Source organism: Glycomyces sp. NPDC021274, from assembly GCF_040641195.1.
Lineage (GTDB): Bacteria > Actinomycetota > Actinomycetes > Mycobacteriales > Micromonosporaceae > Glycomyces.
The window spans coordinates 335,993-354,122 of record NZ_JBFADC010000002.1 but is presented as its reverse complement, the minus strand read 5'-3'; the positions used below and the strand labels follow the sequence as shown (position 1 = coordinate 354,122).

General features: G+C 69.7%; 16 protein-coding genes. 9 read left to right on the top strand and 7 right to left on the bottom strand.

Going from position 1 to position 18,130, the window contains the following annotated elements; translation table 11 throughout:
* Positions 1-50 precede the first annotated feature (50 nt).
* Complete coding sequence (locus AB0I03_RS05565) at positions 51-1,043, top strand: zinc-dependent alcohol dehydrogenase family protein (RefSeq protein WP_360406897.1); 993 nt, start codon at positions 51-53, stop codon at positions 1,041-1,043.
* A 4-nt stretch (positions 1,044-1,047) separates the two neighbouring features.
* Here the strand turns inward: AB0I03_RS05565 and AB0I03_RS05560 are convergent, their stop codons facing one another.
* Genes AB0I03_RS05560 through AB0I03_RS05550 form a run of 3 tightly spaced genes read right to left on the bottom strand, consistent with a single transcriptional unit; the run spans position 1,048 to position 5,885 of the window.
* Positions 1,048-2,043 carry a LacI family DNA-binding transcriptional regulator gene (locus AB0I03_RS05560; protein ID WP_360406894.1) on the bottom strand — a complete coding sequence of 332 codons (996 nt, stop codon included), beginning with the start codon at positions 2,041-2,043 and terminating at the stop codon, positions 1,048-1,050.
* A gap of 36 nt (positions 2,044-2,079) precedes the next feature.
* Entirely contained in the window at positions 2,080-4,359 is a 2,280-nt protein-coding gene (locus AB0I03_RS05555) for an alpha-L-arabinofuranosidase C-terminal domain-containing protein (protein ID WP_360406891.1), read from the bottom strand.
* On the bottom strand, positions 4,356-5,885 hold the full coding sequence (locus AB0I03_RS05550) for an alpha-L-arabinofuranosidase C-terminal domain-containing protein (RefSeq protein WP_360406888.1): 1,530 nt from the start codon (positions 5,883-5,885) through the stop codon (positions 4,356-4,358). The genes AB0I03_RS05555 and AB0I03_RS05550 overlap by 4 nt, the downstream gene beginning before the upstream one ends.
* Before the next feature lie 259 nt (positions 5,886-6,144).
* Between AB0I03_RS05550 and pnuC the strand changes: the two genes are divergently transcribed.
* The gene (gene pnuC, locus AB0I03_RS05545) at positions 6,145-6,786 is read left to right on the top strand and encodes a nicotinamide riboside transporter PnuC (RefSeq protein ID WP_360406885.1); all 642 of its coding nucleotides are present in this window, start codon (positions 6,145-6,147) and stop codon (positions 6,784-6,786) included.
* Positions 6,783-7,862, top strand: coding sequence for an AAA family ATPase (locus tag AB0I03_RS05540; protein ID WP_360406882.1), 1,080 nt, complete (start codon positions 6,783-6,785; stop codon positions 7,860-7,862). The genes pnuC and AB0I03_RS05540 overlap by 4 nt, the downstream gene beginning before the upstream one ends.
* A 25-nt stretch (positions 7,863-7,887) precedes the next feature.
* Here AB0I03_RS05540 and AB0I03_RS05535 read toward each other — a convergent pair whose 3' ends face one another.
* Entirely contained in the window at positions 7,888-8,289 is a 402-nt protein-coding gene (locus AB0I03_RS05535) for a hypothetical protein (RefSeq protein WP_360406880.1), read from the bottom strand.
* Positions 8,290-8,402: 113 nt separating this feature from the next.
* On the bottom strand, positions 8,403-10,376 hold the full coding sequence (locus tag AB0I03_RS05530; protein ID WP_360406877.1) for a potassium transporter Kup: 1,974 nt from the start codon (positions 10,374-10,376) through the stop codon (positions 8,403-8,405).
* 276 nt (positions 10,377-10,652) lie between these two features.
* On the opposite strand from AB0I03_RS05530, the gene AB0I03_RS05525 reads away from it, so the two are divergent.
* Both AB0I03_RS05525 and AB0I03_RS05520 read left to right on the top strand, forming a co-directional pair.
* Positions 10,653-12,140, top strand: coding sequence for an RICIN domain-containing protein (locus AB0I03_RS05525; protein WP_360406874.1), 1,488 nt, complete (start codon positions 10,653-10,655; stop codon positions 12,138-12,140).
* A gap of 212 nt (positions 12,141-12,352) precedes the next feature.
* Positions 12,353-13,012 (top strand): hypothetical protein, encoded by a 660-nt coding sequence (locus tag AB0I03_RS05520; RefSeq protein ID WP_360406871.1) that lies wholly within the window; start codon positions 12,353-12,355, stop codon positions 13,010-13,012.
* A gap of 90 nt (positions 13,013-13,102) precedes the next feature.
* Here AB0I03_RS05520 and AB0I03_RS05515 read toward each other — a convergent pair whose 3' ends face one another.
* Together AB0I03_RS05515 and AB0I03_RS05510 are read right to left on the bottom strand one after the other, a co-directional pair.
* Complete coding sequence (locus AB0I03_RS05515) at positions 13,103-14,026, bottom strand: aminoglycoside 3'-phosphotransferase/choline kinase family protein (RefSeq protein ID WP_360406868.1); 924 nt, start codon at positions 14,024-14,026, stop codon at positions 13,103-13,105.
* A 116-nt stretch (positions 14,027-14,142) separates the two neighbouring features.
* The gene (locus tag AB0I03_RS05510; protein WP_360406865.1) at positions 14,143-15,303 is read right to left on the bottom strand and encodes a hypothetical protein; all 1,161 of its coding nucleotides are present in this window, start codon (positions 15,301-15,303) and stop codon (positions 14,143-14,145) included.
* A gap of 185 nt (positions 15,304-15,488) precedes the next feature.
* Between AB0I03_RS05510 and AB0I03_RS05505 the strand changes: the two genes are divergently transcribed.
* From AB0I03_RS05505 to AB0I03_RS05490, 4 genes are all read left to right on the top strand, one after another.
* Positions 15,489-16,649 (top strand): LLM class flavin-dependent oxidoreductase, encoded by a 1,161-nt coding sequence (locus tag AB0I03_RS05505; protein WP_360406862.1) that lies wholly within the window; start codon positions 15,489-15,491, stop codon positions 16,647-16,649.
* Between the two features lie 11 nt (positions 16,650-16,660).
* On the top strand, positions 16,661-17,140 hold the full coding sequence (locus AB0I03_RS05500; protein WP_360406859.1) for a MarR family transcriptional regulator: 480 nt from the start codon (positions 16,661-16,663) through the stop codon (positions 17,138-17,140).
* Positions 17,137-17,847 (top strand): CE1759 family FMN reductase, encoded by a 711-nt coding sequence (locus AB0I03_RS05495; RefSeq protein WP_360406856.1) that lies wholly within the window; start codon positions 17,137-17,139, stop codon positions 17,845-17,847. Before AB0I03_RS05500 ends, AB0I03_RS05495 begins: the two co-directional genes overlap by 4 nt.
* 63 nt (positions 17,848-17,910) lie before the next feature.
* Positions 17,911-18,129 carry a hypothetical protein gene (locus AB0I03_RS05490; protein ID WP_360406853.1) on the top strand — a complete coding sequence of 73 codons (219 nt, stop codon included), beginning with the start codon at positions 17,911-17,913 and terminating at the stop codon, positions 18,127-18,129.
* Position 18,130: the final 1 nt, after the last annotated feature.

The window sequence follows — 18,130 nt, the reverse complement described above, 5'->3', positions numbered from 1 at the left end:
ATCCTCATCGAACTTCGATCACGATCGTACTAACCTTGCGGGAGCCGGCGATGGCCAAGACAGTGCGTTTCCACGAGTACGGCGGTCCGGACGTGCTCCGCGTCGAGGACGCCCCGGTGGGCGAGCCCGGCCCGGGTGAGGCGCTGGTGCGGATCGAGGCCGTCGGCCTGAACCGGGCCGAGGCGCTGTTCCGCACCGGCGTGTACATCGAGCAGGCGCGATCGTTCCCGGCCCGGCTGGGCGCCGAGGCCGCCGGGGTCATCGAGTCGCTCGGCGAAGGGGTCACCGGTTTCCGTGCGGGCCAGGCCGTCAGCGTGATCCCGACGTTCTCGATGAACGACTACGGGGTGTACGCCGAGCGCGCCGTCGTCCCGGTCGCCTCGCTCCTCGCCCGGCCCGGATCGGTCGACGCCGTCCAGGGCGCGGCCGTGTGGATGCCCTACCTCACCGCCTACGGCGCGCTCGCCCAGGTCGGCGGCATCCGGCCCGGCGACACCGCGGTGATCACCGCGGCCTCCAGCAGCGTGGGGCTCGCCGCGATCCAGATCGCGAACCGCCTCGGCGCCGTCCCGATCGCCACCACCCGCACGCCGTCCAAGAAGGACGCACTGCTGAAAGCCGGTGCGGCCGAAGTGATCTGCACCGGCGAGGAGGACGTCGCCGCGCGGATCCTGGACTGCACCGGCGGGCGCGGCGCCGAGTTCGCCTTCGACGCCGTCGCCGGCCCCGGCGTCACCGCGCTCGCGAAGGCGATCGCCCCCGACGGGACCCTGTTCCTCTACGGCGCGCTCTCGGGCGAGCCGACGCCGTTCCCCGGCTTCGACCTCGGGATGCCCGCGCTGAACATGCGCACGTTCCTCGTGCACGAGACCACCCGGAACGCCGAGCGGCTGCGCACGGCCGCCGCGTTCATCGCCTCGGGCCTGCGGGACGGCGCGTTCACGCCGACGATCGACCGGGTGTTCGCGCTCGACGACATCGCCGAAGCCCACCGCCACATGGAGGGCGGCGCCCAGTTCGGGAAGCTCGTCGCGGTTCCTTAGCGACCTAGCGGGTGGACTCGCGGATCTTCAGCTCGAACGGGGCCGTGTGGTCTTCGGGGGGCCGGGTCGGGTCCTCGAGGCGGGAGGCGATGAGCTCGACCGCCTTCTCGGCCATCCAGCGGTGGCCCGGTGCCACAGTGGACAGCGACGGCGTGAGGAACTCGCAGACGGAGATGTCGTCGAAGCCGACGACGCGCACGTCCTCGGGGCAGCGCATGCCGAGGTCGGCCAGACCGCGCATGACGCCGATCGCGACCGAGTCGGTGATCGCGACGACGCCGTCGAAGTCGACCCCCGCCTCGTGCAGGTCGTGCACGGCCCGGCGGCCGGTCTCCTGCCCCATGCCCGACAGGCACACCAGCGCGGGATCCACCGGGATCCCCGCGGCCTTCAACGCCTCCGTGTAGCCGTGGTAGCGGCGCGAGCCCACGTGCACGCCTTCGAGGCTCCATCCGGTGACGTTGGCGATCCTGGTGCACCCGCGCTCGATGAGGTGCTCGGTGGCCGCGCGCGACCCGGCCTCGTTGTTCATGCCCACGTGGTCGATGGTCTGCCCGTAGTCCCGCTCGCCGAGCATCACGATCGGGAAGTCGGACCACGTCTGGGCCTGCTCGCGCGGGTCGAGGATCACGGCGCTGATGATGAGCCCGTCGAACTGCAGCCGGTGCGACTGCGAGATCGCCTCGGCCTCGCCCTCGGCGGCCGCCCCGGTCTGCTCGATGGCCACGTGGAAGCCCTTGGCCGCGGCCGCGGCGATCACATGCTCGCCGAGCACGCCGAAGTACGGCTGGTCGACGCCGGGCACCGCGAGGCCGATCACCCCGGTGCGTCCGGCCTTGAGCGTGCGGGCGTTGACGTTGAGGCGGTAACCGGACTGCTGGACGGCTTCGAGCACGCGCCGGCGCACGGGGTCGCTCACCCCGGGCCGGTTGTTGACCACATTGGATACCGTCATCTTCGACACCCCGGCCAGCCGCGCCACGTCGCTCATCGTCACCATCGGTTACCGCCTCTCATGCTGCCGCCTATCTTCCCATCATCCGGACCGCTGCACGACGGCCGTGGCGAACGACCACGGCGGCAGCTCCAGGTCGAAGCCGCTGTCGCCCTCCACTCGCGAGTCCGCAGGAGCCACCGGTGAGGCCTCGTGCGGACGGCCCTCGTCGGGACCGGCACCGGCCAGGAGCCGCACCGCCGCGGTGACCGGACCGGGGTCGCCCGGCAGTTCCACCGCGGCCGTGCGCGCGGTCGCGGTGGCGTTCACCAGCCGCACCACGTACTCGCCGTCGCCGCGCGAGAACGCCCCGGCGACGACCCGCTGCTCGGGTCGCAGGTCCTGCTCGTAGTCGTGCCGCAGTTCGCCGTCGACCCAGACGCGGACGCGGGGGCCTTGCGTGCGGATGCGGACCCGCACGGGCTCGCCGGTGCGGACGCCCGGATACGGGAGCGGCCCGTGGTCGTCGCTGGTGATGCCGTCGTCGCCGCGGATGACCACGGTCGACTTGTTCTGCCAGCCGCCCACGACCACGTCCAGGTGGCTCCCGGGCGCCTCCGGCCCGAGCCGCACCAGGAAGCCCTCCTCGCCGTCCCGGCGGACGGCCGTGAACTCCAAGTCGGTGTCGCGCGGGTCGATGCCGCCGAGCAGCACGCCCTCCCCGCCCGGCGCCGTGACGGCGTCCGGCAGCGGGTTGCCGTCCAGGACCAGGCCCGTGAACGCCACCGTGGCGCGGTCCGAGCGCAGCAGCGCCGTGCCCGCTTCGGGGAGCGTCACCGGTTCGCCTTGCACGCCTTCGAGTTCGACCGCGTGGACGCGCTCGCCGCGCTCGGTCCCGAACATCTGCTGCACGTGGTACGACGCGCTGGGAAGCACCTCGTCGGCGGTGAAGTAGATGAGGTCGGGCACCCACTGGGTGTGCCCCACCCGGGCCAGCAGCGGCGCGTAGGACGCGAGCCGCACGACCTCGGGGCGGCGTTCGAGCCCGATCATGTACGCCGCCTCGGCCAGCGCCGAGCGCACGGTGTTCGAGCGGGCCGCGTACTCGCCGATGTACACCTTCGCCTCGGCCGGGTCGTACGACTCGTACCGGTCGGTGTTCTGGTGGAACCAGCGGGGGTTGAGGTAGCCGTGCTCGTCGACCATCGGGGTGCCGCGCTCGCGCACGAACGCCCATCCGGCCTCGTAGTCGGGTCCGGCCGGCTGCGGGCCGGAGGTGCCGATGACCGTGATCTCGGGGTGCGCCGCGCGCACGGCGTCCTCGATGCGGCCGTAGCGGTCCCGGAAGTCGTCGGTGATCTGGTCCTCGTTGCCGATGCCGAGGTAGCGCATCCCGAACGGCTCGGGGTGGCCGAGCTCGGCCCGCCTCGCGCCCCACGCGGTGTCGGTGCCGCCGTTGGCGAACTCCACGAGGTCGAGCACGTCCTGGAGGTAGGCATCCATTTCGGACTCGGGGATCGGGTGCGGGCCGCCGGGGGAGTTCTGGCAGCACACGCCGGCCGCGACGATCGGGATCGGGGTCGCACCGGTCGCCAAGCACAGCTCGAAGTACTCGACGTACCCGATCTGGCGGGACTGGTGGTAGCCCCAGGTGTTGCGGATCTGCTCGCGCTCGTGGCGCGGCCCGATCGTGCGCTTCCAGTGGTACATGTTGTCGAGGCCGTACCCGTGCGCCAGGCAGCCGCCGGGGAAGCGGATGAAGCTGGGCTTCAGCTCCTGCAGCGCCGCAAGCAGATCGGGACGGAACGTCAGCGGCTCGCCGTCCGCGCCGAGCGGGCGGAGCGAGACGCAGTCCAGGTCCACGACGGCGAATGCGGGCACTTCGATGCGAAGGGAACCACGGCCGGGCATGCCGGTGCCGAGCTCCATTTCCTCACGTGCCCACTCGATCGACTCGACGAAGACTTCCGAACCGGCGAGCGGAACCGCTGCGGACCCGATCACGGCTGTCAGGCGTTGGTTCTCCGACGACCTGGCGAACAGTGAGAGCAGGAATTTCCGACCCGGTGCGACCGCAATGCCGTCCCAGCCCTCGTTCACGAGGGTGAGCGGACCTGTGAGGCGCACGTAATGGGAGTTGTTCGGGTGGACCGGATCGTCGGTGCGCACCTCGACGGTGCCGGATCCCTCGACGGTCCACCCCGTCAGCGCGTGCCAGCCTTCCCGGTCGGCCTCGTTGAACTCGAAGTCGCCGTTGCGGGTCAACTCGGCGTTGAGCCCGCCGTCGAGGGCGTCGTTGAGGTCCTCGATGAAGAGGCCCCACAGGTCGGGGGCCGCGTCGGCGCCAGGAGCGCCGACGCGGACGGTGAAGCGCTCGCTCACGCGAGGGCGCCCGAAACGGTGACGAAGGAGTGCGCCGGGAGGTGCACGCGGAGTTTCGAGCCCTCCACCTTCACGCCCTCGTACGCGCGCGGGGCCACGGCCTCGAGCGCCTCGGGGGTGTTGTGGGCCTGGAGGGTGTCGGCGGTGAGGATGACCGACTCGAACTCGCCCAGGCCGCCGCCGCGCAGGTCGATCTCGACGTCCTGACCGGCTTCGGCGTCCAGGTTGGACAGCGAGACGAGCAGGCGGCCGTCCTTGCGGGAGGCCGAGACCGACACGGTCGGCAGCTCCTTGCCGTCGACCTCGCGGGTGGGGATGCCGGCCGGGGCGTCCACGCGCAGCGACGCGGCGTCCTGGTGGCCCTTGTTCATCTGGAACACGTGGTAGGTCGGCGTCAGCACCAGCGCGCCCGAGTCGGGGTCGGTGAGGATCATCGCCTGGAGCACGTTCACCGTCTGCGCGATGTTCGCCATGACGAGGCGGTCGGCGTGCTTGTGGAAGATGTCGAAGTGGAGGCTCGCCACGAGCGCGTCACGCATCGTGTTCTGCTGGTACAGGAACCCGGGGTTGGTGCCGGGCTCGACGTCCCACCAGGTGCCCCACTCGTCCAGCACGATCCCGATCTCCTTGGTCGGGTCGTACAGGTCCATGACGTTGGCGTGGCCCGTCAGCAGCTCGTCGGTGCGGTTGGCCTTGAGCATCGTCGTGTAGTACTCGTCGGTGCTGAAGTCCTTCGCGTCGCCCTTCTTGTCCCAGGTGCCCGCGATCGTGTAGTAGTGCACGGAGATCGCCTGGTAGAGCTTGCGCTCGACGCGCTGGCAGCCGATGTGGCTCAGCTGCTCCATGAGCGTCTTGGTCCACTCGAAGTTGAAGTCGGCGGCGCCGGCGGCGATGCGGTAGAGCTTGTTGTCGCCGTAGTCGCGGCAGTAGGTGGCGTACTTGCGGGCGTCCATGGCGTACTGCTCGGCGGTCATGTTGCCGCCGCAGCCCCAGGTCTCGTTGCCCAGGCCCCAGAACTTGACCTTCCAGGGCTCCTCGCGGCCGTTCTGCTTGCGCAGGCGCACCATCGGGGAGTCGCCGTCGCGGGTGAGGTACTCGACCCACTCGCTCATCTCGCGGACGGTGCCGGAGCCGACGTTGCCGGAGATGTACGGCTCGGTCTCCAGCATCTCGCACAGGTCCATGAACTCGTGGGTGCCGAAGTGGTTGTTCTCCTCGACCCCGCCCCAGTGGGTGTTGATCATGGCGGCCCGGTCCTCTTTGGGGCCGATGCCGTCCATCCAGTGGTACTCGTCGGCGAAGCAGCCGCCGGGCCAGCGCAGGTTGGGGATGTCGAGGGCACGGAGGGCTTCGACGACGTCGAGGCGGATGCCGCGCACGTTCGGGATGTCGGAGTCCTCGCCGACGTAGAAGCCGCCGTAGATGCAGCGGCCCAGGTGCTCGGCGAAGTGGCCGTACACGTGCTTGCTGATCTTGGGGCCTTCGATGTCGACGTTGATGACGGCGGACACGGCGTCGGTGCTCATGGGGAGCCTTCCTGGCGATTGGACCGGTGAGTGCGGGATCTTTATCGGTAAAGCGCGGTTCACTCTACCCGGTCGCACACCCGCCGTGTCAATACCGGCGCACCCCTGAATCCCGACCGATCCCGGCGTCCCGCGCAATGAGCACCACCCGACACCCGTGGACACCGGACCGCTCCCCGTGATTCCATGCGGCATGGCCGAAAGCCCCCGCGCCTTCGCCGTCACCGACTCCTAGCAGTCCCCGAGAGGACCGCCCCGCATGAACGCCCTCATGGAATTCCTCTACCTGCCCCTGTTCACGATCGCCGGCGTCCCCACCACCCTCGCCGAAGGCCTCGCCTTCATCACGGGGGCGATCTGCGTCTGGCTCGTCGCCCGCCAGCACATCGCCAACTGGGGCATCGGCATCGCCAACTGCCTGCTCTTCATCCTGATCTTCACCGACAGCGGCCTCTACGCCGACGCCGGACTCCAGCTCGTCTTCATCGCCCTCGGCGCCTACGGCTGGTGGAACTGGGTGAAAGGCGGCGGACCCGCCGACACCCTGCCGGTGAGCCGCACCGGCCGCATGGAATGGGTCGCCCTCACCGGCGCCGGGCTCCTCGGACTCGCGGGCATCGCGCTGCTCCTGACGTTCGCCACCGACTCGAACGTGCCCCTCTGGGACGCCCTCACCACCGTACTCTCGCTCCTGGCCACCTATGGCCAGTGCCGCAAACGCGTCGAATCCTGGTACCTCTGGATCGCGGCCGACATCGTGTACGTCCCGCTCTACGCGTACAAGGGCCTCTACCTCACCTCGATCCTCTACATCGGATTCATGGTGCTGTGCGTGATCGGGCTCCGCAACTGGCGCAGCGACCTCGCCGCCAAAGCCGAACCCGTCGGGGCCGCCGCATGACGACACCCGAGCACGGCCTGGTCCTCGGCAAGTTCTACCCGCCCCACGCCGGCCACCACCACCTGATCCGCACCGCCGAAGCCGGATGCGAGCGCCTCACCGTGCTCGTCTCCCACGCCACCGTCGAATCGATCCCGATGGCGACCCGCGTCGCCTGGCTCCAGGAGGCCCACCCGAACGTGCGCGTGATCGGCACGGTCGACGACGTCCACATGGACCTCAACGACGAGGCGATCTGGCAGGCCCACGTCGACATCTTCAAAGCGGCCGTGCCCGAACGGATCGACGCCCTCTTCACCTCCGAGTCCTATGGTCCGGAGCTGGCCCGCCGCCTCGGCGCCGTCCACATCGAAGTCGACCAGGACCGCGGCGCGTTCCCCATCTCGGGCACCCAGGTCCGGGCCGACCCGGCCGGGAGCTGGGACTACCTCGAAGGACCCGTCAGGGCCGGCCTCGCCCTCCGCGTCGTGGCCCTCGGCGCCGAATCCACCGGCACGACCACCATCGCCGAGGCGCTGGCCGAGCACTACCGCGGGCGCGGCGGCGTCTGGTCCCGGACGCAGTGCGCGGGGGAGTACGGGCGCACGTTCAGCGAGGAGAAGCTCCGCGCACTCCAGGCCGAGCGCCCGGGAGCGACCTGGAGCGACGTCCGCTTCGCGACCGAGGACTTCCCGCTGATCGCCGAGCGGCAGCACGAACTCGAGGAGCAGGCGGCGCGCATCGGCGGGCCCGTGCTGTTCTGCGACACGGACGCATTCGCGACGACCGTCTGGCACGAGCGCTACCTGGGCGGCCGCAACCCGGAGGTCGAGCGGGTCGCGAACCGGCTCGCGCACGACCTCTACCTGCTCACCGACCATGTGGGCGTCCCGTTCGAGGACGACGGCCTCCGCTCGGATGCGCACCTGCGCCCGTGGATGACCGCCCGTTTCGCGGCGGAGCTGGAGCGCACCGGCCGCCGCTACGTGAAACTCGAAGGCCCGCACGAGGAACGCCTCGAGCAGGCGGTCGATGCGGTCGACGCGCTCATCGCAGCAGGCTGGCACTTCGCGCAGCCGCTCCCCGAATACCGTTGAGCGGCATGCGGGGAGCGGCCACCGACTAGTCGACCGCGACGGCGCAGGCGAGGAAGCCCCGGCCGTCCTTGACCCGGAAGACGAAGGCCTCGCGGGCCGGGCCCTCCTCCTCGTTGACGTCGCACGTGCGCTCGAGCCAGCGGGTCGCCGCCGACTTGGAGCTCCATGCGTCGGTGGTGGGCTCGCTGGTGTAGACCTTCGTGATCTCCCAGCGCGCCTCCGGGTCCGAGCATTCGATGAACATCTCGTCGTAGTCGCGGTCGCTCTCGCTGACCCCGCTCGGGAGGCACTGGCCCTCGTACCCCTCGTACCCGGGGCCCATCAGGCGGACCAGGCCCACGATGACGATGACGACGATGGCAAGGAGGGCGAGGACGACGATGACGGCGACGGGCTTGGAGACGGTGGGCTTCTCGGTCTTGGACACGGGGCGCCAATCTGTCTGGGGGAGTGGGCGGTCGGCCTCGGTGAGGCCTGGACTCCGACATAGTAGGGCGTCTCCGCCCGAACCCGTGGACACCGCGCTGTTCGACCTTGCCGCTACACCTCGATGTGGGAGCCGACGATGATCGTGCGGTCCCTCGGGAGCTGGAAGTGCTCGGCCGCATCGGAAGTGATGTGGGAGGTGGCGATGAACAGGTGCTTGCGCCAGGTCGCCATCGTCGGTGCCGTCCCGGCCCGCAGCTGGATCGTGGAGAGGAAGTAGACGGCCTGGTCCACCCGCAGCCGCCGCCCCTCGGCCTGCTCCGGGCTCACGAGCCGCAGCGCCCGCGGCACGTCGGGGGTCTCGGCGTAGCCGAAGCGGGCCGTCACGTGGATGACCGGGTCCTGGCAGTGCCCCAGGTCGTCGACGACGATCCGCTCCGCGTCGGGGACGCGCGGCACCGGCTCGGTCTGGACTGCGAGCACGATGGTCTGCGCGTACCGGGCGTGGTTGAGCTCCAGCGCGGCCCGCAGGGCCAGCGGCGCGGTGTCCTTGCCGCGCCCCAGGTACACGCCGGTGCCGGGCACCTGCGCGGCCTTGGGTTCGCCGCGGCGCATCTTGTCGACGAACGCGCGCAGCGGGCCTTCGCGGCGTTCGCGTTCGGCCGAGACCACCTGCCGCCCGCGCTGCCAGGTGATCATCACGGTGAACGCGGTGACGCCGATGAGCAGTGGCAGCCAAGCGCCGTGGACGATCTTCGTGCTGCTCGCGGCCAGGAAGGTCACGTTGATCGCCAGGAGCAGCCCGCCGCCGGCCGCGATGGCCCACTTCGGGATCTTCCAGCGGCTGCGCGCGATGTAGAGGAACAGGATCGTGACGATGACGATCGTGCCGATCACGGCCATCCCGTAGGCGAATGCGAGCGACTCCGAGGTGCGGAAGGCGAAGACCAGGGTCAGCACGGAGACCATGAGGAGCCAGTTGATCCACGGCACGTAGATCTGGCCGTAGTGGTGCTCGGAGGTGTGCGCGACCCGCAGGCGCGGCAGGTAGCCGAGCTCGGAGGCCTGCGCGGCGACGGAGAAGGCGCCGCTGATGACGGCCTGGGACGCGATCACGGTCGCCGTCGCGGCCAGCAGGAGCAGCGGGATCCGCCCCCATTCGGGCGCGAGGAGGAAGAAGGAGCCGGCGATGTTGCCGGTGTCCTCCAGGATGAGCGCACCCTGGCCCATGTAGTTGAGCAGGAGCGCGGGGAAGACCATGAACAGCCAGGCGCGCGAGATCGGCCTGCGCCCGAAGTGCCCCATGTCCGCGTACAGCGCCTCGGCGCCGGTGAACGTGAGGATGACCGCGGCCAGGGCGAAGAACGCGATGTGGAAGTGGCCGAACAGGAAGTCGACCGCGTGGACGGGGGAGAGGGCGCGGAGGATCTCGGGGTTGCGGGCGATGCCGCCGAGGCCCAGCACGGCGAGGGCAGTGAACCACACGGCCATGATCGGGCCGAACCAGCGGCCGATGACCGCCGTGCCCTTGCGCTGGAACGCGAACAGCAGCACGATGATCACCGCGGTGGCGGGGATGATGAACGTCTCGAGGTCGGGGTTGACGGTCTTGACGCCCTCGACGGCCGAGAGCACGGAGATCGCGGGCGTGATCATGCTGTCGCCGAGGAACAGCGCGGCGCCGAAGATGCCGAGCCCGGCGAGGAAGAGGCCGGCTTTGCGCCCGCGCCCCTGGCTGTGGCGGCGGATGAGGGTGATGAGGGCCATGATGCCGCCCTCGCCGTCGTTGTCGGCGCGCATCGCGAAGCCGACGTAGAAGATCGTCACGATGATCATCAGCGACCAGAAGATCAGCGAGATGATCCCGTAGACGTTCTCGGTGCTGACGGGCACCGGGTGCGGGTCGGCGGGGTTGAAGATCGTCTGCAGCGCGTAGATCGGGCTGGTGCCGATGTCGCCGTATACGATGCCGAGGGCTCCTACGAAGAGGGCGAGTCGGGTCGCGCCGGCGGCGGAGGTGCTTCGGGGGTCGTTCCTCGGGGGCGCGGTGCCCGGGTCGGCGACGCCTGCAGTGCTTTGAGCGGTCACGGGGAATGCTCCTTTCCGCAGCCGGATGCTAGCCCGCGACGAGGGCCGAAAACGGGTTCGCGACCGCTCCTCGCAGATCCATACGTTTTCTTGACGCCGATTGCATTCCTGCATACGCCCTGTTGACGGTCCTCATTCTCGCAACTGAATGTCAAACATCGACATAATTCAATGCTTGACCGAAGGGTTGGAGGGTGTCATAATTTGGGCGGATGAAAGCGCTTCCATCCACCTGCTCCCTCACGCGTGCGCCACGCACGAGATAGGCCGGCCCTCATGAACACCGCATCCTCGGTCCATGCCCCGCCCCCGCGGGGGCGCTCCCTCTTCAGACTCCTGCTCGGCATCCTGGCCACGCTCGTCCTCGTCCCCGTGATCGCCCTCGTGCACGCGGCGCCCGCCGCCGCGAACACCAGCGGGTTCCGCGGCTTCAACTGGGCCGTCATGGGCGACAACTTCGTCGAAGGCCCGCTCGTCCTGGACAGGCTCAGCCAGTCCGACAGCTACGACACCGTCAGGGCCAAGGCCGACGCGATCTACGCCGACATGGCCTCGACCATGGGCACCAACACCGTCCGCCTGCCCGTCAACACCCACACGGTCGGAACGACCTGGTGGAACGCCTACCGCGGCACCATCGACGCCGCCACCGCCCGGGGCTTCAAGGTCATCCTCGCCTACTGGGAGGACGGCGCCGCCTCAGGCGGGCGCATCACCAACATGACGGCGTTCAACAACATGTGGAACACCGTGACCAGCCAGTACGGCTCCAACAGCCTGGTCTACTTCGAACCGATGAACGAGCCGCACGGCTACAGCTCGACCGACTGGCGGAACCTCGCCTCCTCGTGGATCAGCGCCCGACCTTCCATCCCCAAGGGCCGCATCCTCGTCGGCGGCACGGGCTACAGCCAGGACGTGAAGCCCATCTGCGCCGACTCCCGCTTCGACGGCACGCTCCTGTCCTACCACCACTACGCCTTCTTCTACGGCACCAAGGACTACGCCGGGTGGGTGCAGAGCTTCCGCGACGGCCTCGGCTCGTGCGCGTCCCGCGCGGTGCTCACCGAGTTCGGCGCGCCCATGGACAACGGCCTGAACTACGCCAACGCCTCCAGCACGGACAACTTCGTGCGGTACCTCCGGGCCGTGACCGACACCGCCCGCTCGCTGAACATGGGTTCGACCTACTGGCCCGCACTCGGCGGCAAGTACACCGGCACGTCGGGCTACGACTGGTACTCGATGTTCGCGGCGAGCGGCAGCGGCACCGACATCAACCTGACCATCCGCAACCCCTCCGGCGCGGACCGCATCCGGTACGGCTGGGGTGACGAGATCGGCGGGGGCAACACGGTCACCGACATCGTCGGCCGCGGCTCCGGCAAATGCGTCGACGTCCTGAGCGGCTCGACCGCGAACGCGGCCGAGATCATCCAGTACACCTGCCACGGCGGCGCCAACCAGCAATGGGAACTGCGACCTGCCGCCAGCGGCTACGTGCAGCTCGTCTCGCAGGCCTCGGGCAAGTGCATCGACATCAACGGCGCCTCGACGGCCAACGGCGCCAGGGCGATTCAGTACACCTGCGGCAGCGGCACCAACCAGCAGTGGCAGGTGCGGAGCGTCGCCGGCGGCTACGTCGAGCTCGTCGCCCGCCACTCCGGCAAGTGCCTGGAGGTCATCGGCGGCTCCACCGCGAACAGCGCCCGCCTCCAGCAGTACACCTGCTCCGGCGGCACCCAGCAGCACTGGACCGTCTGAACCCGCACCCGCGCCCCGGGCGGCACATGAGCCGCCCGGGGCGCGGGTCCCGGTCTGCGGGCGGACGAACCCGAGGAAATACGCCTTCGGGGGCGCTCGGCGTTGCCTCCCAGTCGAAAAGGGAACGAACTCCACACTCGGACACGAGCCGGTGCGCACGCGGCGAGCCGGGGCATATAACTAGGGCAAGGATCTACCGAGAGGTGACCATCATGTCCTCCTTCAAGCGCACCGCGGTCGTCGTCGCATCGGCCGCCGCAGTGTTCCTCCCCGCCACCGCCGCCGCCGCGAACGACCCCGAGGTCCCCGCCGAGGGCTGGGAGTACTCCGAGCAGTGGGACGGCGTCCGCGACGAGTACACCGCCGAGGCGAACGCCGAGATCGACGAGCTCCTCGCCGAGCACTTCGAGGACTGGAGCTTCGACAACTCGCTCCCCACCACCCGCCTCCAGAACTACTTCATCGACGGCCAGAACGAGACGCCGGTGCAGCGCAAGTTCCGCACCGACTACTACGTCGACCAGACCGGCGAGGGCTTCGAGGTCGCGCTCTACCTGCCCGGCGGCATCGCGACCGGGGTCCAGGACCTCTCCGGCGGCGCGGAGCTCGACATGCACTACCTCCTCCACTGCCAGGAGACCGACACCGACTGCGGGGAAGAGGAACTCGAGGACGGCACCATCGTCGCCTGGACGACCGACGGCACCTATGTGGACGCCGCCGTGTTCCACCCCGACGGGTCCGTCGCCACCGTCTGGTGGGGCCTCGCCGAGGACGGCCTCGACGTGACCACCGACGAGATCATCGCCCTCGCGCTCGAACTCGAGACCGGCCCCGTGTGGGACGCCCTCGAAGCCGACACCGACTCCTGATCACCGCCTGACGCGATCGACCGCAGCGGCCCCGCCCACCCGGCGGGGCCGTTCGCCGTGCGCCCACGGCCGGGCGCTGCTCGCCCGTCCCTAGATGCCGAGCCAGTGGTCGGCCAGGTCGTCCAGTGTGCCGATCCCGGGCGCGGGGATGGTCTTGAAGGACCAGGGAAGGTTGGCGAACCGGTGGAGCAGCGCGTAAGCCATGACGCGGCGGGCGAGGCCGGGCGCCTGCTCCGTGCGGACCCCGTATCCGTGCAGGAACTCCCTCCAGACCGCCTTGTCGCCTCTCGCGAGGAACACCCCTGGGGCGAGGAGGTCGTAGTCCGGGTGGCCGCACATCGCCGGCTCGAAGTCGAACAGGCCGGTCAGGGCGAGGCCGCCGTCGCGCGGGGCGGCGAGCAGGTGGGCGTCCGAGAACTCGGTGTGCAGCAGGACGCTGGGGACCGGGTCCAGTTCGACCGAGTCGAGGAAGTCCGGAATCTGCCGCAGCCAATACGGGTCGAGCTTCGCGCGTTCCTGCCGCTCCACCGCGGTGTGCCTCTGCCCCTTGATGAACCGGTCCCAGTCGGGCGGGCCGATCGGCGGTGCGGGGACCTCGTGCAACACCGCCAGCGCCTCGCCTGCGCTGCGCGCCAGCGAGCGCTTCGCGTCCTGGTCCAATGCGGGCCAGAGCGATCGGAGGTCCCGACCGGGGAGCTTGGTCATGAGCAGATAGCCCCAGTCGTCAAAGCGGCCGGTCGCGACCACTTCGGGTGTCGGCACGGGCAGGCGGCCGTGGAGCGCCCGCATGACGGGCTCCTCGGTGGCGAGGTCGTCGATGTCGGCGACCGGGTAGAGCTTGAGCACCAGTCCGTCGCCGAGGTCGTAGACGGGCAGCGAGCCTTCGGTGAACTTGGTGATCCGCTCGGCCCCGTGGCCGAGCTCGGCGCACAGCGCCTTCACCCCTGGCCACAGGCTCTCGTCGGTGATCAGCTCGCACTGCTCGTCGGTCGCGGAAGGAGGGAGGAGTGCCATCTGCCGATGGTAGGAACCGGCTGTGCTGCCGGTCCAGCGGTTTTTCGAAGCACAATGTCCCCTAGGGACTAGCGGCGTTCGTCTGCCGGGGCGCGATTGCCCCGGCAGACCGGGAGCTACTCCTGGAGGTAGTCCTGAGCGTTGTCCAGGTGGCCCTGCATGGTGTCGCGCCATGCGACGAGATCGGTCTCGATCGGCTGGAACGCCTCTACGAGCATGGCGGCCCAGCCCTCCTCGATCGCCGGACGGAGGTCGCTCTCCTGTCCGCAGGCCGCGAAGTCCACGGCCATGGCGCGTTCGAGCTCCAGCACGCCCATGAAGTCGGCCGGGACCTCCTCGGGGCCTTCGGGGATCTCGATGCCCTCCTCGCCGTACTCCTCGAAGTAGGCCGGGTCGTACATCTGGCCGAAGTACTGCCACAGCGGCATGTTGAAGGAGTCGTCCAGCTCCCAATCCGCGTACCCGCCGTCGATGAGGCAGCTCTCGAACGCGTCGACTTCGTCGCGGACGGCGTCGAAGAGTGCGCTGTAGTCCTCGAACTCCCCGAGCGCGAGCACCGGGCTCGGCTCGTGGGTCTCGGCGAACTCGCCGCCCTCCTCGCCGTCCTCTCCCTCGTAGGACACCATGTAGGGCTCGCCGTACATGGTCTCGACCATTTGGAGCCAGCATCCCCCCAGCGGGGCCTCGGGGTCGGGCTCGGGGCCCTTGACGCCTTCGTCTATCGCGGGCGAGCCGGTGTAGGCCTCGATCCATTCGGCGTGGTAGTCGGCGTCCTGGGCGTCCCATTCGCTTGTGTCGAGCCCCATGTCCTCCTCGTCGAAGATAACGAAGGCGGCCATCGCCTCGGGCGTCAGCAGCTCCTCGGCCAGGTCCTCGTCGGCGGAATTGCGCACGAACTCGGTCCACACGCCGAAGCCCCACTGCTCGGCGGCCTCGGCGGTCGGAACCGCCCAGAGCGGCGCGCCGGAGAGGTAGCCGCCCGCGGTGTACGCGGCGGTATGCGACTTCTGGAACTCCATGGGGTCGTGGACATCGAAGCCCTCGTCTTCCAGGCAGCGCTTGGTGACCCGGTGCTCGATCTCGGTGAGCTCGTCGGTGATGGCGTTGCTCTCGTTGACGATCTGGTAGAGCCGCTCGGCTTCGGAGACGGCGTCGGGCCCCGGCTCGACGGCGGTGCCGGCGGCTTCGGGCGAGTCCTCGGCGGAGCAGGCCCCGGCGGCGAGCAGGCCGCAGACGACGGCGAGAGAGGTGAGCGCTCGGCCCGTTCTGAGTCGCACTGGAGGTGGTCCTTTCGCTGGGGATGCGGGATGCGGGTAATACGGCGCCCGGGCCGCAGCGGTTGTCAGCGGCCGAGTGTGAGCAGTGCCTCCCGCATTTCGGAATAGCCCCCGCCCCCGGACCGTTAAGGTAGATGCAAACGCATGAAGATTGGACCGCCGCGGCGGGGAGAGCAGGGAATACCATGCAGTTCGGTGTCTTCTCAGTCAGTGACATCACGCGCGACCCGGTCTCGGGGGAGACGCCGACCGAGGCCGAGCGGATCGACGGCATCCTCAAGATCGCCGTCAAGGCCGAAGAGGTCGGCCTCGACGTCTTCGCCATCGGCGAGCACCACAACCCGCCGTTCTTCTCCTCCTCGCCCACCACGCTGCTCTCGCACATCTCGGCGCTCACCGAGCGGCTCATCGTCTCCACGGCGACGACCCTCATCACCACGAACGACCCGGTGCGCATCGCCGAGGAGTACGCGATGCTCCAGCACCTCTCCAAGGGCCGCATGGACCTCATGCTCGGCCGCGGCAACACCGCCCCGGTCTACCCCTGGTTCGGCCAGGACATCCGCCAGGGCCTGCCGCTCGCGCTCGAGCACTACAACCTGCTGCACCGGCTGTGGCGCGAGGACGTCGTGGACTGGGAGGGCGAGTTCCGCACCGCGCTCCAGGGGTTCACGTCCACGCCCCGCCCGCTGGACGACGTGCCGCCGTTCGTGTGGCACGGCTCGATCCGCACGCCCGAGATCGCCGAGCAGGCCGCGTTCTACGGCAACGGCTACTTCGCCAACCACATCTTCTGGCCCACGTCCCACTCCAAGCGCCTGGTCGACTTCTACCGCCAGCGCTTCGAGCACTACGGCCACGGCACCCGCAAGCAGGCGATCGTCGGACTCGGCGGCCACGCCTACATCGCGAAGCGCTCGCAGGACGCGGTCGACGAGTTCCGCCCGTACTTCAACGAGGCCCCGGTCTACGGCCACGGCCCCTCCCTGGAGGAGTTCACCCGCGGGACCCCGCTCTCGGTCGGCAGCCCGCAGGAGGTCATCGACAAGACCCTGACCTTCCACGACGCGTTCGGCGACTACCAGCGCCAGATGTTCCTCATCGACCACGCCGGGATGCCGCTCAAGATGGTCCTCAACCAGCTCGACCTCCTCGGCGAAGAGGTCGTCCCGGTGCTGCGCAAGGAGCTCGCCGCCCGCCGCGACCCCGAGTCGGCCGACGCGCCCACCCACGCGGGGCGGGTGTTGGCCAAGTACGGCGACCGTCCGGCGCGCCAGCCGCGCCCGAACGCCAACCTCGGCGACAACACCGCCGGCGACATGCCCTACCAGGACGACGAGCGCTGAAGGAGGCGAACATGACCCGCAGCAGGAGTCGCCGCGCCAATGAGGCGTGGGAAGCGCTGCTCACCGCGCACGCCGCGCTCATGAAGCGGTTCGCCGCCGAGCCGATCTGGGGCGAGCTGTCGATGCGCGAGTACGACGTCCTCTACACACTGTCCAAACACGATGAACCGCTGCGCCTCTTCGAGCTCGGACGCGGCGTGCTGCTCAGTCAGCCCGCCCTGTCCCGGCTCGTCGACCGCCTGGCCGAGCGGGGCCTGATCGAGCGCGCCCCCGACCCCGAGGACGGGCGGGGCGTCCGCCTCGCCCTCACCGAGGCCGGCCGCGAGCAGCAGCGGCGCGTCGGCGGCCGGCACGCGGTCGACGTCGCGCGCGCCGTCACCGCCGCCCTCACCGACGAGGAGATCGCCGCGCTCGAGGCCATCGGCCGCAAACTCGCCGCCCAAGGCGCGGCGACCCCCGCCCAACGCCACCACGAGGAGGCCGTCCTGTGACCGTCCAGCAGCGCCGATCCGAAGGCGCCCAACCGTTCCACCTGGTCGTCGTCAGCGGCGGCACGAGCGACCCGTCCTCGACGCGGATGCTCGCCGACCGCATCGCCGACCGCGTGCGCACCCTCGCCGAGGACCGCGGCGAACACGTCGCGACCGACGTGATCGACCTGCGCGAACTCGCCACCGAGATCACGACCGCGCTCGTCTCGCAGCTCATGGGCCCCAAGATGACCCGCGCCGTCGAACTGCTCGGCCGCGCCGACGCCGTCGTCGCCAGCGCCCCGGTGTACAAGGCTGCTCCCAGCGGCCTGTTCAGCTCCTTCTTCCACGTCCTCGACAACGACCTGCTCATCGCCAAACCGGTCATCCTCGCCGCGACCGCCGGCACGGCCCGGCACGCCCTCGTCGTGGACGACCAGATGCGCTCGCTGTTCGCCTACCTGCGGACGATGACGGTGCCGACCTCGGTCTTCGCCGCCACCGAGGACTGGAACTCCAAGGAGCTGGGGGAGCGGATCACGCGCGCCGCGATCGAGGCCCTGCTGCTCATGGAGTCCGGCTTCGCCGAGAAGGTCCGCAGCGAGTCCTGGAAGCACTACCAGCACGAGTACGGCAGCGCGGGCGGCACGGAGCTCGACATCGACCTCAGTTCCGACCTCATGCGCCTGGCCACCGGCGGCTCGGCCAAGCCGAGCCGCAGCACTTAGGGGGCCACCGTTCAAGGTTCCCGACCAGTACTTTGGAAGGGAACCCGGAACACTGGAGGCACGATGGACGGCGACGGCGAACTGGTGGACTACTCCGCCGCGGACCTCCCGACGGACTACGGCACGGAGGTCGCCGCAGTGGCGGCGGGCGCGCCCGGCGACGACTTCGACGACCTCGTCCTCCCCACACCCGCCGATGTCACGGCCGACCGGCTCCAGTCCGAGGAAGTGGACTCCGCCGAACTCACCTGGGTCGAGCCCGACACCAGCTCCGGTCCCTGAT